Origin of the sequence: Nocardiopsis oceanisediminis, assembly GCF_048595525.1 — a bacterium.
Taxonomy (GTDB): Bacteria; Actinomycetota; Actinomycetes; order Streptosporangiales; family Streptosporangiaceae; genus Nocardiopsis_A; species Nocardiopsis_A oceanisediminis.
This window is the reverse complement of record NZ_JAFMZJ010000001.1, coordinates 6251937-6267914: the sequence shown is the minus strand read 5'-3', so window position 1 is coordinate 6267914 and position 15978 is coordinate 6251937. Positions and strand designations below refer to the sequence as shown.

The window sequence follows — 15978 nt, the reverse complement described above, 5'->3', positions numbered from 1 at the left end:
CAGAGTCGAGGCGTTGAAGCACAGTGAGTGAGCGAAACGGCAGCATTCCCCGGGTCGGCATGGTCGGCGGCGGGCAGCTCGCCCGGATGACGCACCAGGCCGGCATCGCGCTCGGCGTGGACTTCGCGGTCCTGGCCGGCTCGCCGGACGACAGCGCCGCGCGGGTCTGCGGCGACGTCCGGCTCGGGGACGACCGGGGCCTGGACGACCTGCTGGCCTTCGGCAAGTCCTGCGACGTGGTCACCTTCGACCACGAGCACGTGCCCGAGCCGGTGCTGCGCCGGCTGGAGGAGGACGGCGTCGCGGTCCGGCCGGGCCGCGACGCGCTCCGGTTCGCCCAGGACAAGCTCCGGATGCGGGTGCGCGCCACCGAGCTCGGCCTGCCCTGCCCGCGCTGGCGGGCGGTGGCCGAGACGGCGCACGTCGAGGCGTTCGCCGAGGAGGCCGGCTGGCCGGTGGTGCTCAAGGCGGCCCGCGGCGGATACGACGGCAAGGGCGTCTGGGTGGCGGCGGACGCGGCCGAGGCCCGCGCCGTGGTGGAGCGGGCCGCGGCCGAGGAGGTCCCGCTGCTGGTCGAGGAGAAGGTGGCGTTCCGCCGCGAGCTGGCGGTGCAGGTGGCGCGCTCGCCCTACGGGCAGGTGGCCGCCTACCCGGTGGTGGAGACGGTGCAGCGGGACGGGATCTGCCGCGAGGTGGTCGCCCCCGCCCCCGGCCTCGACCCGGACGAGGCGGTGCGCGCCCAGGAGCTGGCCATCGAGCTCGCGCACGCCCTGGGCGTGGTCGGCATGCTCGCGGTGGAGCTGTTCGACACCGGCGAGGGGGTGCTCATCAACGAGCTGGCGATGCGCCCGCACAACTCCGGCCACTGGACCATCGAGGGCGCCCGCACCTCCCAGTTCGAGCAGCACCTGCGCGCCGTCCTCGACCTGCCGCTGGGGTCGCCGCGGACCACCGCCCCGTTCACCGTGATGGCGAACCTGCTCGGCGGCGAGGACCCCGACGTCTACCGCCGCTACATCCACGTGATGGCCAAGGACCCCGGCCTCAAGGTGCACTTCTACGGCAAGCAGGTGCGCCCTGGCCGCAAGATCGGGCACGTCACCGTGGTCGGTGACGACCCTGAAGACCTGCTGGCCCGCGCCCGGGACGCGGCCGCCTACCTCAAGGGAGACGAAAAGTGACCGAGACCGCCCCCGCCGTCGGCATCGTGATGGGCAGCGACTCCGACTGGCCGGTCATGCGCGAGGCCGCCGCCGCCCTGGACGAGTTCGGCGTGGCCTACGAGGCCGACGTGGTCTCCGCGCACCGGATGCCGCACGAGATGATCGAGTACGGGTCGCGGGCCGCCGAGCGCGGGCTGCAGGCGATCATCGCGGGCGCGGGCGGCGCCGCCCACCTGCCCGGCATGCTGGCGTCGGTCACCCCGCTGCCGGTGATCGGCGTCCCGGTGCCGCTCAAGCACCTGGACGGGATGGACTCGCTGCTGTCCATCGTGCAGATGCCCGCGGGGGTGCCGGTCGCCACGGTGGCCATCGGCGCGGCCCGCAACGCCGGCCTGCTCGCGCTGCGGATGCTCGGCGCCGCCGACCCGGAGCTGCGCGGGAGGATGGAGGCCTTCCAGGAGGAGCTCAAGCGCCTGGCCCAGGCCAAGGGCGAGCGCCTGCGCCGTCAGTCCGGCGAGGGCGATTCGGTCGGCTTCGGCGCGGCCCGGTAGCCCAGCAGGTCGCCGGGCTGGCAGCGGAGCACCGCGCACAGGCGGGCCAGGGTGGAGAAGCGGATCGCCTTGGCCCGCCCGTTCTTCAGTACGGAGAGGTTGACCACGGTCACCCCGACCCGCCGGGACAGCTCGGCGAGGGTCATCCCGCGCTCTTCGAGCAGGGCGTCCAGGTGCACCACGACACCGGTGGGGTCGTCGGCGCCCTCACCCATCAGACCGTCCCTTCGAGGTCGTCGCGCATCACCGCGCCGCGGCGGATGATCCCCGCGGCGGCGAGCATACCGACGCCGAACAGCAGCACGCCCAGCGGCACGTCGTAGGTGAGGAAGAGTCCGCCGGCGGGCAGGACCGAGCGCATCAGCAGCATGCCGGCGGCGCTCTCCACCAGCGCCTGCACGAGCACGCCGAGGACGGCCAGCATGCCCAGCGCGCGCAGCAGGGCGACCACCGCGCGGCTGAACGGCTCCCTCAGCGCGGCCTTGAGCGCCCGGTTCAGCAGCACCGCCCCGGCGAGCAGCATCCCGGAGCCGGTGAGCGCCGGGATCCCGTAGAGCAGGTACTGGACCGGGGCGGGGTCGCCGACGGTGACCTCGACGTCCCGGTCGAGCCCGGTTCCGGGCGGGGGAGCGGCCTCCACCATGTCGGCGGGGACCTCGACCGCCACCGGCTGCGCCAGCGGGATCGGCTTCCCCAGCATCCCGCTCACCACCGTCACGGCCAGCGCCGCCAGCCCCAGGGCGAGGAGGACGACCGCGAGCGCGGTGACCGCCTGGAGGCCTTCCAGCCACGTGTTCCTCATCCGCATCGCGCAGCACCCCTTATCGTTCTTCGATACTATCGAAAAACGATAAGTATTGATATTCGATATGTCAACGGGGTGCGTCCGGAGCCGGGCGCCGCCGGAGCGGAGAGGGCGCCGGGACCACCGGGGGCGGCGGGTGCGGGGGCCGAGGGGCGGTCAGGGGGTGGAGCCCCACTCCGTCCACACGTCGTCGGTGATGTGGCCGACCAGGGCGGTCAGTGCGTCCAGGCGGGAGACGATGGCGCTGGGGGAGGACTCGGCGCCGGTGCAGATCAGCCGGTCCCGGTCGAGGACCAGGTCGGTGATGCCGCTCTCGCGGAGGTCCTCGCGGACCGCCTCGCCGAGCACGGCCAGCGCGTAGCGCCGGTCCCGGCTCTCCGCGAACAGGTCGTGCGCGCCGCCCTCGCGGTCCTGGACGTAGACGTAGGGCACGTGGCGGGGCAGCCCGACGGCGTAGACGACGAGCGGCTCGGCGCCGGGCGCCTCGTAGTCGAAGACCCGGAACGGCCGGCCGGCGTGGAAGCCGGTCACCTCGTTGCGCACCCGGCCCAGCGGGCCCGGCGGAAGCGCGGTGCGCGGCCAGCCCTGGATGGCGTGCGGGGCCCGCTCGGCGAAGTGCCACCCCTGCTCGCCGGCGAAGGCCCGGCGGGACTCCCGGCGGTCCCGGTGCTCGGCGGACTCGGCGGGTGCGGGGACGGCCCGGTCCGGCGGCCTGGCGCGGGACGGGCGGGTGAATCTCGGAAGTCGCATGCCCCTCCAGTACCCGGTGCGCCACCCCGGAACCGCCCGCTTCCGGGGGGCGCCGGAGGGGGCGGGGGCAGGGTCTTCCCCCGCCCCCGCGCCCCTCCGGTCAGCCGTGCAGCCGGGGCCACTCGATGGCCGGGCAGCGGTTCATCACCATGGTGCGCCCGGCCGCGCGGACCCGCCGGGCCGCCTCCTCGTCGACCACGCCCAGCTGGAACCAGACGGTGCCGACGTCCTCGCGGGCCAGCGCCTCGTCGGCCACCGAGCCCGCCTCGGAGGAGCGGCGGAACACGTCGGCGACGTCGATCGGGAAGGGGACGTCGGCGAGCGAGGCGTAGCCCCGCTCGCCGTGCACGGTGGCGGCCGAGGGGTGCACCGGGACGACCCGCTTGCCCACCGACTGCAGGAACCGGGCCACGGCGTAGGCCGGCCGCTCCGGATTGTCGCCCAGGCCGACCACGGCCCAGACCCGGCTCTCCCGCAGCACGCGGCCCAGTTCCTCGTCGCTGATATCGCTCATGGCGCCATTCTCCGCCCCCGGGGGCGGCGCGGGTCAGCCCGCCCCGCCGCCGTACACCGGGTAGTGGTCGCTGTAGTCGGTGTAGGTGTACTCCTTGCCCCAGGAGGTCACGGTCCAGGGCTCGCTGCGCACCTCCCGGGTCTCGTTGGCGTAGGAGGCCGGAGCGGCGCCGTTGGCGATCGGCAGCACGTGGTCGAGGGCCTCGCGGGCGGCGCCCGGGTACCGCTCGCCGGCGATGGAGTTGGTCTCCGGGTCGAAGGAGTACGGCGCCCCGGTGTAGTCCGGGCGCACCGCGCCCAGCTGCCCGATCATCGAGTCGTACTCCTCGGTGCCGCCGATGACGTTGAGGTCGCCGGCGACGTAGACCGGCTCGTCGTCGGGGATGCCCTTCTCCGCCAGCACGGTGGCGATCCGGTCCAGCTGCGACCAGCGCACGTGCACGTCCAGGTCGCCGGAGCAGCCGTCGTCGGCGGACTGCAGGTGGGTGCCGACCACGTGCAGCGGGCCGGACGGGGTGTCCAGCTCGACGTAGGCGAAGCCCTTGCCGGAGAACCAGTCGCCGCCGCAGGCGTCGGTGAAGATGTGCTGCTCGGCGCGGACGATGGGCCACCGGCTCAGCACGGCGACCCCGCCGTCCTCGGAGGTCCCGCCGCGGTAGCCGGTGGTGGCGTCCCAGCCGGACTTGGAGCGCCCCACCACCGGTGTGGCGTGGGGATACTCCGCGGAGAGGTTGTCGATCAGCCGGTCGGAGGAGGAGTTGTCGAACGCCTCCTGGAGGACCACCACGTCCTGGCCGGAGACCAGGCCGTCCTCGGCGATGCTGTCGGCGCGCAGGTCCTGGCCCCAGTTGGGATAGAGGTTCTTCGACATGAAGAAGACGTTGTAGGTGGCGATCGCCGGAGCGCCGTCGGCGGCGGCCGGAGGGGCGGCCGCCACCGACGCGGCTCCGATCAGTGCGGCGAACATGAGGGGGATTCGCTTTCTCATGTCCGACAACCTGCCGGACCCGGGTCTCTCCCCGGTCACCGGACGGTGGCCGTGCGGTGACGGAACGGTGCCGCTTCCCCCGCGGGCTCCGGCCGCGCGCCCCGGGCCGCCCCCTGGAAACGGCGATGCCCGCGGCGGTGCGCGGGCATCGGGGGAGGGGAGCGGTGCGGGGAAGGGAGGGTCAGGGGCGGCCGAGGGCCCGGTAGGTCCAGCCGCGGGCGCGCCAGTGCTCCGGGTCGAGGACGTTGCGGCCGTCCACGATCTTCGGCTCGGCCACCACCTTGGCCAGCTCGTCCGGGTCGGCGTCGCGGAACTCGGCCCACTCGGTGAGCAGCAGCACCACGTCGGCGTCGCGCACCGCCTCCAGCATGGAGTGCGCGTAGTTCAGCTCGGGGTGCTCTCTCCGCGCCCGCTCCAGCGCCTCCGGGTCGTACACGGTGACCGCGGCGCCCAGCGAGGCGATGGTGGAGGCGACGTCCAGCGCGGGGGAGTCGCGGATGTCGTCGGAGTTGGGCTTGAACGCCGCGCCCAGCACGCCCACCGTGCGCCCGGCGAACCCGCCGCCGATCAGCCCGCGGGCGATGTCCACGGTGCGGGCCCGGCGGCGCTGGTTGATCGCGTCCACCTCGCGCAGGAAGGAGAGCGCGGGCTCCACGCCCAGCTCGTCGGCGCGGGCCATGAACGCGCGGATGTCCTTGGGCAGGCAGCCGCCGCCGAAGCCCAGGCCGGGGCCGAGGAACTTGCCGCCGATCCGGTCGTCGTGGGAGAGCGCCTCGGCGAGCCGCATCACGTCCGCGCCGGCCGCCTCGGAGACCTCGGCCATCGCGTTGATGAAGGAGATCTTGGTGGCCAGGAAGGCGTTGGCGGAGATCTTCACCAGCTCCGCGGTCTGCAGGTCGGTGACGAGGAACGGCACCCCGTCGGCGATCTGCTTGGCGGAGACCTCGCGCATCACCGCCTCCACCCGGGGCGAGTCGGTGCCGACCACGATCCGGTTGGGGTGCAGGGTGTCGGTCACGCCGAAGCCCTCGCGCAGGAACTCCGGGCTCCAGCCCAGCTCGACCTCGTCGCCGGCCGGGGCCAGCGCGCGCAGCCGGGCGGCCAGCACCGCGGCGGTGCCGACCGGGACGGTGGACTTGCCGATCACCACCGCCGGGCCGGTCAGCCGGGGGCCGAGCTCCTCCACCGAGGCCTTGACGTAGGTCAGGTCGGCGGCGCCGGAGTCGTCGCGCTGCGGGGTGCCCACGCAGATGAAGTGGACGTCGGCGAAGGCGGCGGCCTCGTCGTAGTCGGTGGTGAAGCGGAGCCGCCCCGAGGCCAGGTTGCGGGTGAGCACCTCTTCCAGGCCGGGTTCGTAGAAGGGCACGCGGCCGGCGGACAGCTCGGCGACCTTGACCGGGTCGACGTCGAGCCCGATCACCTCGAAGCCCAGCTCCGCCATGCACGCGGCATGGGTGGCGCCGAGGTAGCCGGTGCCGATCACCGAGATCCTGCTGCGCGCTTCTGCGACCAATGCTCTGTCCTTCCTTACGGCCGGCCGGGGGGATGCTGCCCGGCGCTCCGCCCGGACCTCCTCGGGGTGCGGGAACGCCCTTCCCCGGTCGCGGGCGGGCGGCGGTGCCCGGGACTCCGCCGACCCGCTGCTCCGCGGCGCGGGTCGTTTCACAGAGACATTTCCGGTGAGGGGGTCCGGTCAACATCGCGGCGCCCCAAGGTTACCCCCGGGTCGTGCGGCGGACGCCGCGGGCCGGTCGGGGAACCGGAATGTGGCGAACGGCTCCCCCGCTGATCAGCGGCGGAACTCCTGGGTCCGGGAGGCCTTCCGCTCCGCGGGGAGGCTCTCCCAGCCCGCCCCCTCGGGGTCGCGCCGGAACGGGGTGGTGGTCTTCTCAGGGTCGCCGGGGAGCGGCGCGGGCCCCGGAGCGGGCTCGCCCGCGGGCGCCGGGACCGGCGGAACCGGGGGAGGGGCGGAGGCGGCCGGGGCCGCGGCGCGCCGGCGCCACCGGGACGGCGACATCGCGGCGATGAAGAACAGGGTGCCGAGCAGCAGGCCGGCGGGGAGCGCCGGGCCGGCCGGGTGGACCAGGGCCCCCTCGGGCAGCCAGGACGGGATCGAGGCGGGGGCGACCAGCGGCCACACCCCGTAGCCCAGCAGGACCAGGCCCGCGCCGAGCGGGGCCAGCGGCGATATCCGGGCCCCGGCGACGAACCCGCCCGCGGCGCCGAGCGCCATCAGCACGCCCAGCGGGACCGATGCGGCCGAGGCGTCCACCTGGCCGGCGGATCCGGTGTGCCCGGCGACGGCGACCGCCGCCCATCCGGCCCCGAACCAGGCCCCGGGGGCGAGGGCCAGCCCGGTGAGGAGTCCGAGCACGTGGCGCAGCATGGCTTCCTCCGCTCGATCGACCCTTTCCCCCACGGTATCCAACCGCGTGCCGGGCGACCCTTAAGGGAGATCGGGGAAGCCGCGCGCCGCGGCGCATTTCCGCGGCCCCCTCCGCGGTCCCCGGAATCCGGGAGCGCTCCCGGATTCCGGGGACCGGGTCCGCCGGGAAGTCCGGGAGCGGCGCGGGAATCCGCTACAGCGCTTTTCTGGCCGCGCCGCCGAAAGCGCCCACCGCGGCGCCGAGTGCGAACATGGCCGCTTCGTCCTCGTTCATCCGCACGATTCCGGAGACGAGTTTGACGGCGTAGGGGCGGGGGGCGCCGCGGTCCACCTCGACGCCGTCGATGACGCCCTGGGCATGCAGCAGCTTCAAGGCCTCACCGACCTGCCGCGGTCGGTCTCCCTCGGATAGCAACGCCATACCGCCACCCTAGATTAGGATCGGCGGAACGGTCGGCCGTCGAGCGGGGGGCAACGGTGTGGTCGGCATGCGTGCGCTGGATATGCGAGAGTTGTCGGCGTCCTAATCCGGAGAAATGGGACTACTGCACCTATTGCTTCAATCCGAAGCCGGGATGACGGGCAGGCCGGAGTCCCGGTGCGGAAGGGCCGGAATCCCGCCGGGCGGAAGCGCGCCGCCCCTTCCCCGTCGATCTTGGCGCTGCGGGCCTGTCAGAGCGCTCTGACAGGCCCGCACCTCCAAGACCAACGCGGGAGGCAGGGGCGGGGCGGACCGCGCGGCCACCCGCATACCCGGCGGGCTCTCAGCCGCAGACGTTCTCCGCACCGCTCTTCGGCTCCGAACCGCCGGCGCCTCCGCCCGCGCCGCCGGGCGACGGGGCGGCCGGGGAGGCGCCCCCCTTCACCTCGCCCACCTCGGTGAAGTCGAAGCCCAGCACCACCTGGACCTCCTCGCCGGCGGTCGGGTCGGCCTCCAGCTCCGCCCCGGGCAGCGCGGAGGCCACCAGCTCGGCCTCGGCCTCGGCGTCCGGCGCGTAGCGGACCGTGGTGGTCTCCACATCGCGCGAGCTCCAGTTCTGCGCCTGCCCGGGGACCGAGAAGCCCTGCGCGGCCAGCGCGTCGGAGGCCTTGTTCCCCAGGCCCGGGGTGCCGATGCCGTTGAAGACCTGCACCGTCACGTCCTGGGGGCGGGGCCCGCCGCCCCCGGCGGAGTCGTCGCGCTTCCCGCCGCCCCCGCCGCCCTCCAGCGGTTCGTCCGCGGCGATCCGGCCGAACATCTCCGCGGCCGCCGGCCGGTCCCAGGTGACCGCGACGTCGCCGTGCGGCGTCCAGAACGCCGGGTCGTCCACCGGGACCTGGGTGAACGAGACGTCCTCCAGGCCGATGGAGCGGAGCCGCCCGCCCAGCCGGTTGATGGCCGCGGTGTCCAGGTCCCGGTCCACGGTGACGCTGCCCAGCGCGGTGTCCAGGAACGCCGAGAAGCGGGCCGGGTCGCTCAGCGTGTCGCTGCTCAGCGCCTTGTCCAGCAGGGCGGCCATCACCTGCTGCTGGCGGTCGATCCGGTCCAGGTCGCCCCCGCTGGTCTTGCGGGTGCGGGCGAAGGCGAGCGCCTCGTGCCCGTCCACCTGGTGGGTGCCGGCCGCCATGTCCAGCCGGGCCTTCTCGTCCTGGATCGGCTCGGGCAGGCACACCTCGATGCCGCCCAGCGCGTCCACCACGTCGACGAACCCGGAGAAGTCGATCTCCACGTAGTGGTCGATGCGCACGTCGGTGGCGGCCTCCACGGTCTGCACCGCCAGCTGCGGCCCGCCGTAGGCGTAGGCCGCGTTGATCTTGTTCTCGCCCTCGCCGGGGACGTCCACCCAGGAGTCCCGGGGGATGCCGACCACGGTCACGGCGTCCCGGGAGGCGTTCAGGTGGACCAGCATCATGGTGTCGGCGCGCTGCCCGTCCGCGCTCCCCACGCCGAGGTCGCTCTTGGCCGCCCCGTCCATGCCCTCCCGGGAGTCGGAGCCGATCACCAGGAAGTCCAGGGCGCCCTCGGGGCCGTTGTCGGGGCGGTCGCCCAGCGCGCCGAACACGTCGAACCGGTTGAGGTTGCCCGACATCCACCCGGTCAGCGCCCAGGCGGTGCCCGAGGCGAGCAGCACCAGCACCGACATGGCGCCGGCCAGCAGCAGGGTCACCCGGCGGCGGCGCACCGCGGGGGCCGGGGTGAGCGGGTGCCGCGGGCCGCCCCGGGCCGGGCCGCCCCGCTCCGGGGGCGTGGGCGAGGACCGCACCCTGCGGAACTCCGACCCGCCCCCGTCCTGCCCCTGCCCGTCTCCCCTGCGCTCGCCCACTGGGTGTCCTCCAGCCCCCGATGACGGCCCCCCGGCTGCCGCTCCCAGGTTGTCATTGAATCCACCGATGGGTCGGCCATGTCGCCCCCGGCGTGTTGTCCCGGGTGTGACGCGGACGGGCCCCTCCCGGTTCTTCCCGCGGTTGGCGGGACCCTCCCCGCGGTTGCAGTACCGTTACACCGTCCACCCGTATGGAACGACCCCGGAGAACCAAGGGGACCCCTGTGAGCTGGCCCGCCGTATCCGTCGTCATGCCCGTACTGAACGAGGAGCGCCACCTCGAGGCCGCCGTGCGGCACGTGCTCGCCCAGGACTACCCGGGCGACATGGAGGTGGTGCTCGGCGTGGGCCCCTCCGAGGACCGCACCCGGGAGGTCGCCGACGCGCTGGCCGCGGCCGACCCGCGGGTGGTCGTCGTGGACAACCCCACCGGCCGCACCCCCGCCGGGCTCAACGCCGCGATCGGGGCCTCCTCGCACGGGATCGTGGCCCGCATCGACGGCCACGCGATGATGCCCTCCGACTACCTGCGGGTGGCGGTGGAGACGCTGGAGGAGACCGGCGCGGACAACGTGGGCGGCATCATGGCCGCCGAGGGCGAGACCCCCTGGGAGAAGGCGGTCGCCGCCGCGATGACCTCCAAGGTCGGGGTCGGCAACGCGCGCTTCCACACCGGCGGCGAGGGCGGCCCGGCCGACACCGTCTACCTCGGGGTGTTCCGCCGGTCGGCGCTGGAGCGGGTCGGCGGCTACGACGAGGCGTTCCTGCGCGCCCAGGACTGGGAGATGAACCACCGGATCCGGGAGACCGGGGGGACGGTCTGGTTCCAGCCGCGGATGCGGGTCTCCTACCGGCCCCGGCCGAACCCGGCCAAGCTCGCCAAGCAGTACTTCCACTACGGGCGCTGGCGGCGCGTGGTGGCGCGCCAGCACAAGGGCACCATCAACCTGCGCTACCTGGCGCCGCCGGCCGCCGTCGCGGGGATCGCGGCCGGCCTGGTCGGCGGGTTCTTCTTCTGGCCGGCCTGGCTGGTCCCGGGCGGCTACGCCGCGGCGGTCCTGGCCGCCTCGGTCCCGCTCGGCTCCGGGCTGCCGGCCAAGGGGCGGCTGTCGGTCCCGGTGGCCCTGGCCACCATGCACATGGCCTGGGGGGCGGGCTTCATCACCAGCCCGCCGAGCCTGGGCGCCGACTCGCGCACCGCCCGCGCCCAGCGCGAGAACGCCTGAGACCGCTGACGGGCGATTCCGCCCCAGGGCGATGATCCCGGCGCTGCGGGGCCGCCAGAGCGCTCTGGCGGCCCCGCAGCGCCGGGATCATCGCCCTGGGGCGGGCCTCCGCCCGCCCCGCGCCCGGGGCCTGCTCCTCCGGGGGTCACTCCGCGGCGGGCGGGGCGCCCTCCTTGAGCGCGGCGACCACGCCCGGGACGTCGTCGACCACGACCGCGTCCACCCCCGCCTCGGCGAACCGGGCGGCGTCCACCGGGTCCGGGCACCAGGAGACCACCTCCAGGCCGGCCCGGTGCGCGGTGTCCACGGTGTACTCGACGGCGCGCCGGCCCGGCCGGGGCGCGTCCCCGGTCAGCCCGAAGGAGCGCGCGTCGATCGCCACGATCGCGCAGCCCAGCCCGGCCGCCCCGGCCACCGCCTGGTCGAGCGGGTTGCGCACGAACGGCATCCACGCCGTCGGCACCCCGGGGGCGTCCCGGTGCACCTGGAGCAGGACCGCCGGGTCGAAGGAGCAGACGAACAGCCTGCGGTGCGCGGCCTCCCGGCGCAGCACCGGGGCGAGCAGCGCCCCGGTCCGGCGCGCCTGCGGGTCGACCGCGTCCTCCATCACCGTTTTGACGTCGACGTCCAGCCCGGTCTCCGGGGGGAGCGCGGCCAGCGCCTCGTCCAGCGGGACCAGCCCGGCCTCGCGGCACTGCGCGGCGGTGAGGTCCACCACGGCCCGCCCGTCGCCCAGCGCCGCGTCGTGGTGGAGCACCAGCACGTCGTCGGCGGTGCGCCGGACGTCGATCTCGATCCAGGAGGCGCCCGCCTCGGCCGCGGCCAGGTAGGAGGCGACCGTGTTCTCCCGCAGCCCGCCGGCCGACCCCCGGCCGGCGCCGCGGTGCCCGATGACCTCGGTGGGGGTGAAGACCGCCATCAGCCGTCCCTTCCGGTTCCCGCGTCCCGGCGGAGCAGGGCCTCGGCGACCTCGACGTCCCCCGGGTGGGTGATCTTGATGTTGGACTCGGTGCCGGCGACGATCCGCACCGGTTCGCCGGGAAGGTAGCGCAGCACCACCCCGCAGTCGTCGGTGGCGACCAGCTCCGGGTCGGCCAGGGCCAGCCCGTAGGCGCGCCGCAGCACCCCCAGCCGGAAGCCCTGCGGGGTCTGCATCCGGCGCAGCTCGGAGCGGGGCGGGACCTCGGCGATCACCTCGGCCCCGCCCGGGGCCGCGGCCACCCGCACCACGGTGTCGGAGGAGGGCACCGCGACGCCGACCGCGCCGGCCCCGGCGGCCAGCGCCTCCACCACCGCGCCGATGGTCGGCCGGGCCACCAGCGGGCGCACCGCGTCGTGGATGAGGAGCAGGTCGCCGTCGCCGCGGGCGGCCACCGCGCGCAGCGCCGCGGTGGAGCTCCCGGTCCGGGTGGCGCCGCCGGGCAGCACCGCCGCGACCTTGCCCGCCCCGGAGTCCTTCACGATCCGCTCCACCTCGGGCAGGTGCTCGGGGACCATGAAGACCACGATCTCGTCCACCTCGGGGGCGGCCTCGAACGCCGCGATCGAGTGCTCGATGATCGGCCGCCCGTCCAGGGGCAGCAGCTGCTTGGGGAGGGGCCCGCCCATCCGGGCGCCCACACCGCCCGCGAGGATCGCGGCGGTCACGTGCGGCATCGCGCACCTCGCTTCCGTCTCACGGAAAAAATATTGGCTCCCGGGCGGTCCGTCGATCGCGGGTGGGAGGGGGCGGGAGGGGCCGGGAGGGAAAGAAGTGCGGACCGCGCGGGGAGGAACCGTCCGCCGCGCCGGTACTCTTGTGACGCCTGAACGGGTGGCCGCTCCGTCGATGTGACAGGATCGGCCACCGAACCCGGGGCGGGCGCCCGCTTCGCGCGCCGCCGCGCCGCCGCTCCGGAGATCCGACCCCTGAACCGCACGGCCTCCCGGGCCAGAGTCCCGGGCCGGCCTCGGCCGCCCCGCGCGGCACCCACGGTTCACCCCGGCCGGCCCCGCGTCCCCCGAGCCCCAGTCGCGCCCGGCCCCGCAAGTGTCGAACGTGCACACACGAGGAGGTGGCGGTGGCGTCAAGGGCGCTGTCCGTCTGGCAGAACCGGCAGGTCGTGGGCCTCCTGGTCAAGCGAGACCTGAAGGTCAAATACCAGAAGTCGATTCTCGGCTACGCGTGGTCGATGCTGGAGCCGCTGGCCATGGCCGGCGTCTACTTCTTCGTGTTCGGCCTGATCTTCAACACCGACAGGGATGTCCCAGGGGGGGACAGCGCCCCCGGCGGGTACCTGCTCTTCCTCATCTCCGGCCTGCTGCCCTGGCTCTGGTTCAGCACCGCCCTGAACGAGGCGCCCAAGGCGCTGATCTCCCAGGCCAAGCTGATCACCACGATGAAGGTCCCGCGGGAGATCTTCCCGGTCGCCGTGGTCACCCGCGGGTTCGTCGACTACCTGTTCACCTGGCCGGTGCTGCTGCTCTTCGTGTTCGCGCTGGGCGGCCGGACCCACCTGATGGGCCTGCTGGTCTGGCTGCCGCTGGCGCTGCTGGTGCAGTACGCCTTCACCCTCGGCGTGACCTTCCTGCTCGCCTCGGTGAACGTGCTGGTCCGCGACGTCGAGCGGGTGGTCCGTATCCTGAACCGGGTGCTGTTCTACGCCTCGGCCATCATCATCCCGTCCGGGATGGTGCTGGACTCCGATTCGCCGTTCCCGGAGTGGTTCAAGATCCTTTACGAACTCAACCCCCTGCTCGGCATCTTCAAGATGCACCACGCGGTCTGGTACCCGCTCGACGCCCCGAACGCGTTCATCCTGGGCACCTCGATCGGAGGGGCGATCATCGCCCTCGCCGTCGGATACTGGACGTTCCGGCGGTTGGAGACGTCCGTCCTGAAGGAGCTGTGATGGCGGAACCGGTCATCGAGGCCGAGAACCTCGGCATTCGGTTCGCGGTGAACCGCAGGCGCAAGCGGAGCCTGCGCGAGATGTTCATCCACGGGAGCAAGCGCGACCCCAACCCCGGGGGCAAGGACTTCTGGCCGATGCGCAACGTCTCCTTCTCCGTCGCGCAGGGCGAGTGCGTCGGCATCGTCGGCAAGAACGGCACCGGCAAGTCCACCCTGCTCAAGATGATCGCCGGGGTGCTCATCCCGGACGAGGGCCGGGTCACCGTGCGCGGCAAGGTGGCCCCGCTGCTGGAGCTGCGCGCCGGGTTCAACGACCAGCTCACCGGCCGGGAGAACGTGCACCTGGTCGGCTCGCTGCACGGCATGTCCCCGGAGGTGATCGAGGCGAAGTTCGAGGAGATCGTCGAGTTCGCCAACCTCCGCGAGGGCTACATCGACATGCCGGTGCGGCACTACTCCAGCGGGATGAAGGTGCGGCTCGGCTTCGCCCTCATCTCCCAGCTGCAGCACCCGGTGATGCTGGTGGACGAGGTGCTCGCCGTCGGCGACAAGGCCTTCCGGAAGAAGTGCTACGAGGCCATCGGGCGGATGCTGGAGAACAACCGCACCATGGTGCTGGTCTCGCACAACGAGGGCGACCTCAAGCGCTTCTGCGACCGCGGCCTCTACATCAAGGACGGCTCGCTGGCCCTGGACGCCGACATCGAGACCTCGCTGCAGGCCTACAACGACGACACCAAGGCCGAGGCCGAGGCGGCGAAGAAGCGGGCCGCCCGGAGGAAGGCCGCCGAGGAGAAGAAGGCGGCCGAGCGGCAGCAGGCCGCGGAGCAGGAGAAGCCGTCCGGCGGCGAGGAGGGCGGAGGCCAGGCCGCCTGACCCCCGCCCCCGTGTTGGAGCTTGCCCGGGCCCCGGTCCTGGGTGAGGCTCGACGCGGGGGAAGGGAGGGCGGGCGATGGCCGGTACCGGTGCATTCTCCGCTTCTGGGAGGTTCTCGCCGGTGCGGGCGGCCGCCGGGGCCGCGGCCCGGGCCGAGCTGGCGCCCGCCGCGATCACCAGGGTCGGCGCCGTCCTCGGCGTGCTCGCCGCGCTCTGGTTCTCCAGCGGCGACCTGCGCGGCGCCGTCGCGGGCTCGGTCCTGCTCGGCGCGGTGCTCTTCTGCGGCGAGGTCCGCGACGCCCTGGCCGGGCCGTCCCCGGACGCCTTCACCGAATGGCTGGACGTGGTGCTGGGCCGGCTCCGCGAGTACGCGGTCTACGCCGGGCTGGCCGTCGGCGGGGTGCTGGCCGGCGTCGAGGACGCCTGGGCCTGGGCGGCCGGGGCGCTGATCGCCGGCGCCCTGCGGGACACCGCCATCGCCTCCGGTGCGCCCGGGGCCGCCGCGCCGCGGCAGCCCGCACCGCGCGGCCGCGACTGGTCCTCCGCCGTGCTCGGCGGCCTGGACCCGGAGCGGCCGCCGGGCGACCCCGGCCTCACCCGCGAGCTGCTCGGCGATCCGGTGCCCGAGCGGGACCGGCCGCCCCGGCGCCGGAGCGGCTCCTACGCGCTCACCGCGCGCCCCGGACCGCTGTCCGGGCTGCGCGCCGCCGCGTGCTTCCCGGAACCGGTGAGGTTCCTGGTCATCGCGGTGACGGCGGTGTTCGCCGATGCGCGGGTGACCTTCATCGCACTGATCACCGGATGCGCGATCGCGGCGACCGCGGCCCTGGTCGACCCGCGTCCGGGCGAGGGGAGGCGGTAGCGCATGGAGACCTATCCGGAACCGGACGGGACCGCCCGCTCCCACGTGCGGTTTCTGCGTGATGATGGTCACCTGAGCCGGGCGCTGGGCCGGCTCGCGGGCGGGGCGCTGCCGCCGCTGCCGCCCGCCCTCACCGCGGCCCTGGCCACCGCGGTGCTGCTGGCGGTCGGTCTCGGGGAGGTCTCAGGCATTACCCTGTTCGCACCGGTGGCCCTGCTGCTGCCGGCCGCGGCCGCCTCCTGGCATCCGCACGGTGGCCGCTTGGACCGGGCGGTGCCGCCGCTGCTGCGCGGGACCGAGTATCTTTACCTGCTCGCGCTCGGCATCGGCGCCGGTGTCCCCGGGCCGCTGGTGTTCGTACTCTTGACCGTGGTGGTGCTGCACCACTGCGATACCGTCTGCCGGACGCACCGCGGGACCGGCCGCTCCGGCCGGACCGCGCGGGCGCTGCTCGGGTGGGACGGCCGCATGCTGCTGGTCGCCGCCGGAGGTGCGCTGGGCTGGCTCCCGTTCACCTACGGCGCGCTCGCGGCCTGCCTCGCGGTGCTGCTCGTCCGGGAGTCCGCGAGGGAATGGGCGAACACCCCCGTGGCCCGCCCTGCGGACGTGCCGCGAAACGAACGGGGAGGCGCACAGGCCTCCACGACCTAAGGAGGAACGCG

18 protein-coding genes are annotated in these 15978 nt (G+C 74.2%); 7 read left to right on the top strand and 11 right to left on the bottom strand.

The window, feature by feature from the left end; all coding sequences use genetic code 11:
- The first annotated feature begins 23 nt into the window (after positions 1 to 23).
- Positions 24 to 1181, top strand: coding sequence for a 5-(carboxyamino)imidazole ribonucleotide synthase (locus J0910_RS27275; RefSeq protein WP_420161396.1), 1158 nt, complete (start codon positions 24 to 26; stop codon positions 1179 to 1181).
- On the top strand, positions 1178 to 1714 hold the full coding sequence (purE, locus tag J0910_RS27270; RefSeq protein ID WP_420161395.1) for a 5-(carboxyamino)imidazole ribonucleotide mutase: 537 nt from the start codon (positions 1178 to 1180) through the stop codon (positions 1712 to 1714). Before J0910_RS27275 ends, purE begins: the two co-directional genes overlap by 4 nt.
- Here purE and J0910_RS27265 read toward each other — a convergent pair.
- The 9 genes from J0910_RS27265 to J0910_RS27225 all read right to left on the bottom strand — a co-directional run bounded on the left by J0910_RS27265 (position 1669) and on the right by J0910_RS27225 (position 9459).
- On the bottom strand, positions 1669 to 1929 hold the full coding sequence (locus tag J0910_RS27265) for a helix-turn-helix domain-containing protein (RefSeq protein ID WP_420161394.1): 261 nt from the start codon (positions 1927 to 1929) through the stop codon (positions 1669 to 1671). The two genes, purE and J0910_RS27265, sit on opposite strands and share 46 nt — an antisense overlap.
- Positions 1929 to 2522, bottom strand: coding sequence for a DUF2975 domain-containing protein (locus J0910_RS27260; protein ID WP_420161393.1), 594 nt, complete (start codon positions 2520 to 2522; stop codon positions 1929 to 1931). Before J0910_RS27260 ends, J0910_RS27265 begins: the two co-directional genes overlap by 1 nt.
- A gap of 153 nt (positions 2523 to 2675) precedes the next feature.
- Entirely contained in the window at positions 2676 to 3269 is a 594-nt protein-coding gene (locus tag J0910_RS27255) for a type III secretion system chaperone family protein (RefSeq protein WP_420161392.1), read from the bottom strand.
- A gap of 100 nt (positions 3270 to 3369) precedes the next feature.
- Entirely contained in the window at positions 3370 to 3783 is a 414-nt protein-coding gene (locus J0910_RS27250; protein ID WP_420161391.1) for a CoA-binding protein, read from the bottom strand.
- A gap of 33 nt (positions 3784 to 3816) precedes the next feature.
- Positions 3817 to 4770 carry a sphingomyelin phosphodiesterase gene (gene sph / locus J0910_RS27245; RefSeq protein ID WP_420161390.1) on the bottom strand — a complete coding sequence of 318 codons (954 nt, stop codon included), beginning with the start codon at positions 4768 to 4770 and terminating at the stop codon, positions 3817 to 3819.
- Between the two features lie 181 nt (positions 4771 to 4951).
- Positions 4952 to 6283 carry a UDP-glucose dehydrogenase family protein gene (locus tag J0910_RS27240; RefSeq protein WP_420161389.1) on the bottom strand — a complete coding sequence of 444 codons (1332 nt, stop codon included), beginning with the start codon at positions 6281 to 6283 and terminating at the stop codon, positions 4952 to 4954.
- A gap of 276 nt (positions 6284 to 6559) precedes the next feature.
- Positions 6560 to 7156 (bottom strand): hypothetical protein, encoded by a 597-nt coding sequence (locus J0910_RS27235; protein ID WP_420161388.1) that lies wholly within the window; start codon positions 7154 to 7156, stop codon positions 6560 to 6562.
- 193 nt (positions 7157 to 7349) lie between these two features.
- Positions 7350 to 7577 carry a hypothetical protein gene (locus J0910_RS27230; RefSeq protein ID WP_017595048.1) on the bottom strand — a complete coding sequence of 76 codons (228 nt, stop codon included), beginning with the start codon at positions 7575 to 7577 and terminating at the stop codon, positions 7350 to 7352.
- Between the two features lie 343 nt (positions 7578 to 7920).
- Positions 7921 to 9459, bottom strand: coding sequence for an LCP family protein (locus J0910_RS27225; RefSeq protein ID WP_420161387.1), 1539 nt, complete (start codon positions 9457 to 9459; stop codon positions 7921 to 7923).
- A 224-nt stretch (positions 9460 to 9683) separates the two neighbouring features.
- Between J0910_RS27225 and J0910_RS27220 the strand changes: the two genes are divergently transcribed.
- Positions 9684 to 10685: a glycosyltransferase family 2 protein gene (locus tag J0910_RS27220; protein ID WP_420161386.1), complete on the top strand. Its 1002-nt coding sequence runs from the start codon at positions 9684 to 9686 to the stop codon at positions 10683 to 10685.
- A gap of 145 nt (positions 10686 to 10830) precedes the next feature.
- Here the strand turns inward: J0910_RS27220 and J0910_RS27215 are convergent, their stop codons facing one another.
- Positions 10831 to 11604: a glycerophosphodiester phosphodiesterase gene (locus J0910_RS27215; RefSeq protein WP_420161385.1), complete on the bottom strand. Its 774-nt coding sequence runs from the start codon at positions 11602 to 11604 to the stop codon at positions 10831 to 10833.
- Entirely contained in the window at positions 11604 to 12341 is a 738-nt protein-coding gene (locus J0910_RS27210) for an IspD/TarI family cytidylyltransferase (RefSeq protein WP_420161384.1), read from the bottom strand. The genes J0910_RS27215 and J0910_RS27210 overlap by 1 nt, the downstream gene beginning before the upstream one ends.
- A gap of 404 nt (positions 12342 to 12745) precedes the next feature.
- Here J0910_RS27210 and J0910_RS27205 point away from each other — a divergent pair, with 404 nt between their 5' ends.
- The 4 genes from J0910_RS27205 to J0910_RS27190 all read left to right on the top strand — a co-directional run bounded on the left by J0910_RS27205 (position 12746) and on the right by J0910_RS27190 (position 15967).
- Positions 12746 to 13576: an ABC transporter permease gene (locus J0910_RS27205; protein ID WP_420161383.1), complete on the top strand. Its 831-nt coding sequence runs from the start codon at positions 12746 to 12748 to the stop codon at positions 13574 to 13576.
- Positions 13576 to 14454 carry an ABC transporter ATP-binding protein gene (locus J0910_RS27200; protein WP_420161382.1) on the top strand — a complete coding sequence of 293 codons (879 nt, stop codon included), beginning with the start codon at positions 13576 to 13578 and terminating at the stop codon, positions 14452 to 14454. Before J0910_RS27205 ends, J0910_RS27200 begins: the two co-directional genes overlap by 1 nt.
- Before the next feature lie 76 nt (positions 14455 to 14530).
- The gene (locus J0910_RS27195; protein ID WP_420161381.1) at positions 14531 to 15316 is read left to right on the top strand and encodes a hypothetical protein; all 786 of its coding nucleotides are present in this window, start codon (positions 14531 to 14533) and stop codon (positions 15314 to 15316) included.
- Positions 15317 to 15319: 3 nt separating this feature from the next.
- The gene (locus J0910_RS27190) at positions 15320 to 15967 is read left to right on the top strand and encodes a DUF5941 domain-containing protein (protein ID WP_420161380.1); all 648 of its coding nucleotides are present in this window, start codon (positions 15320 to 15322) and stop codon (positions 15965 to 15967) included.
- Positions 15968 to 15978 lie beyond the last annotated feature (11 nt).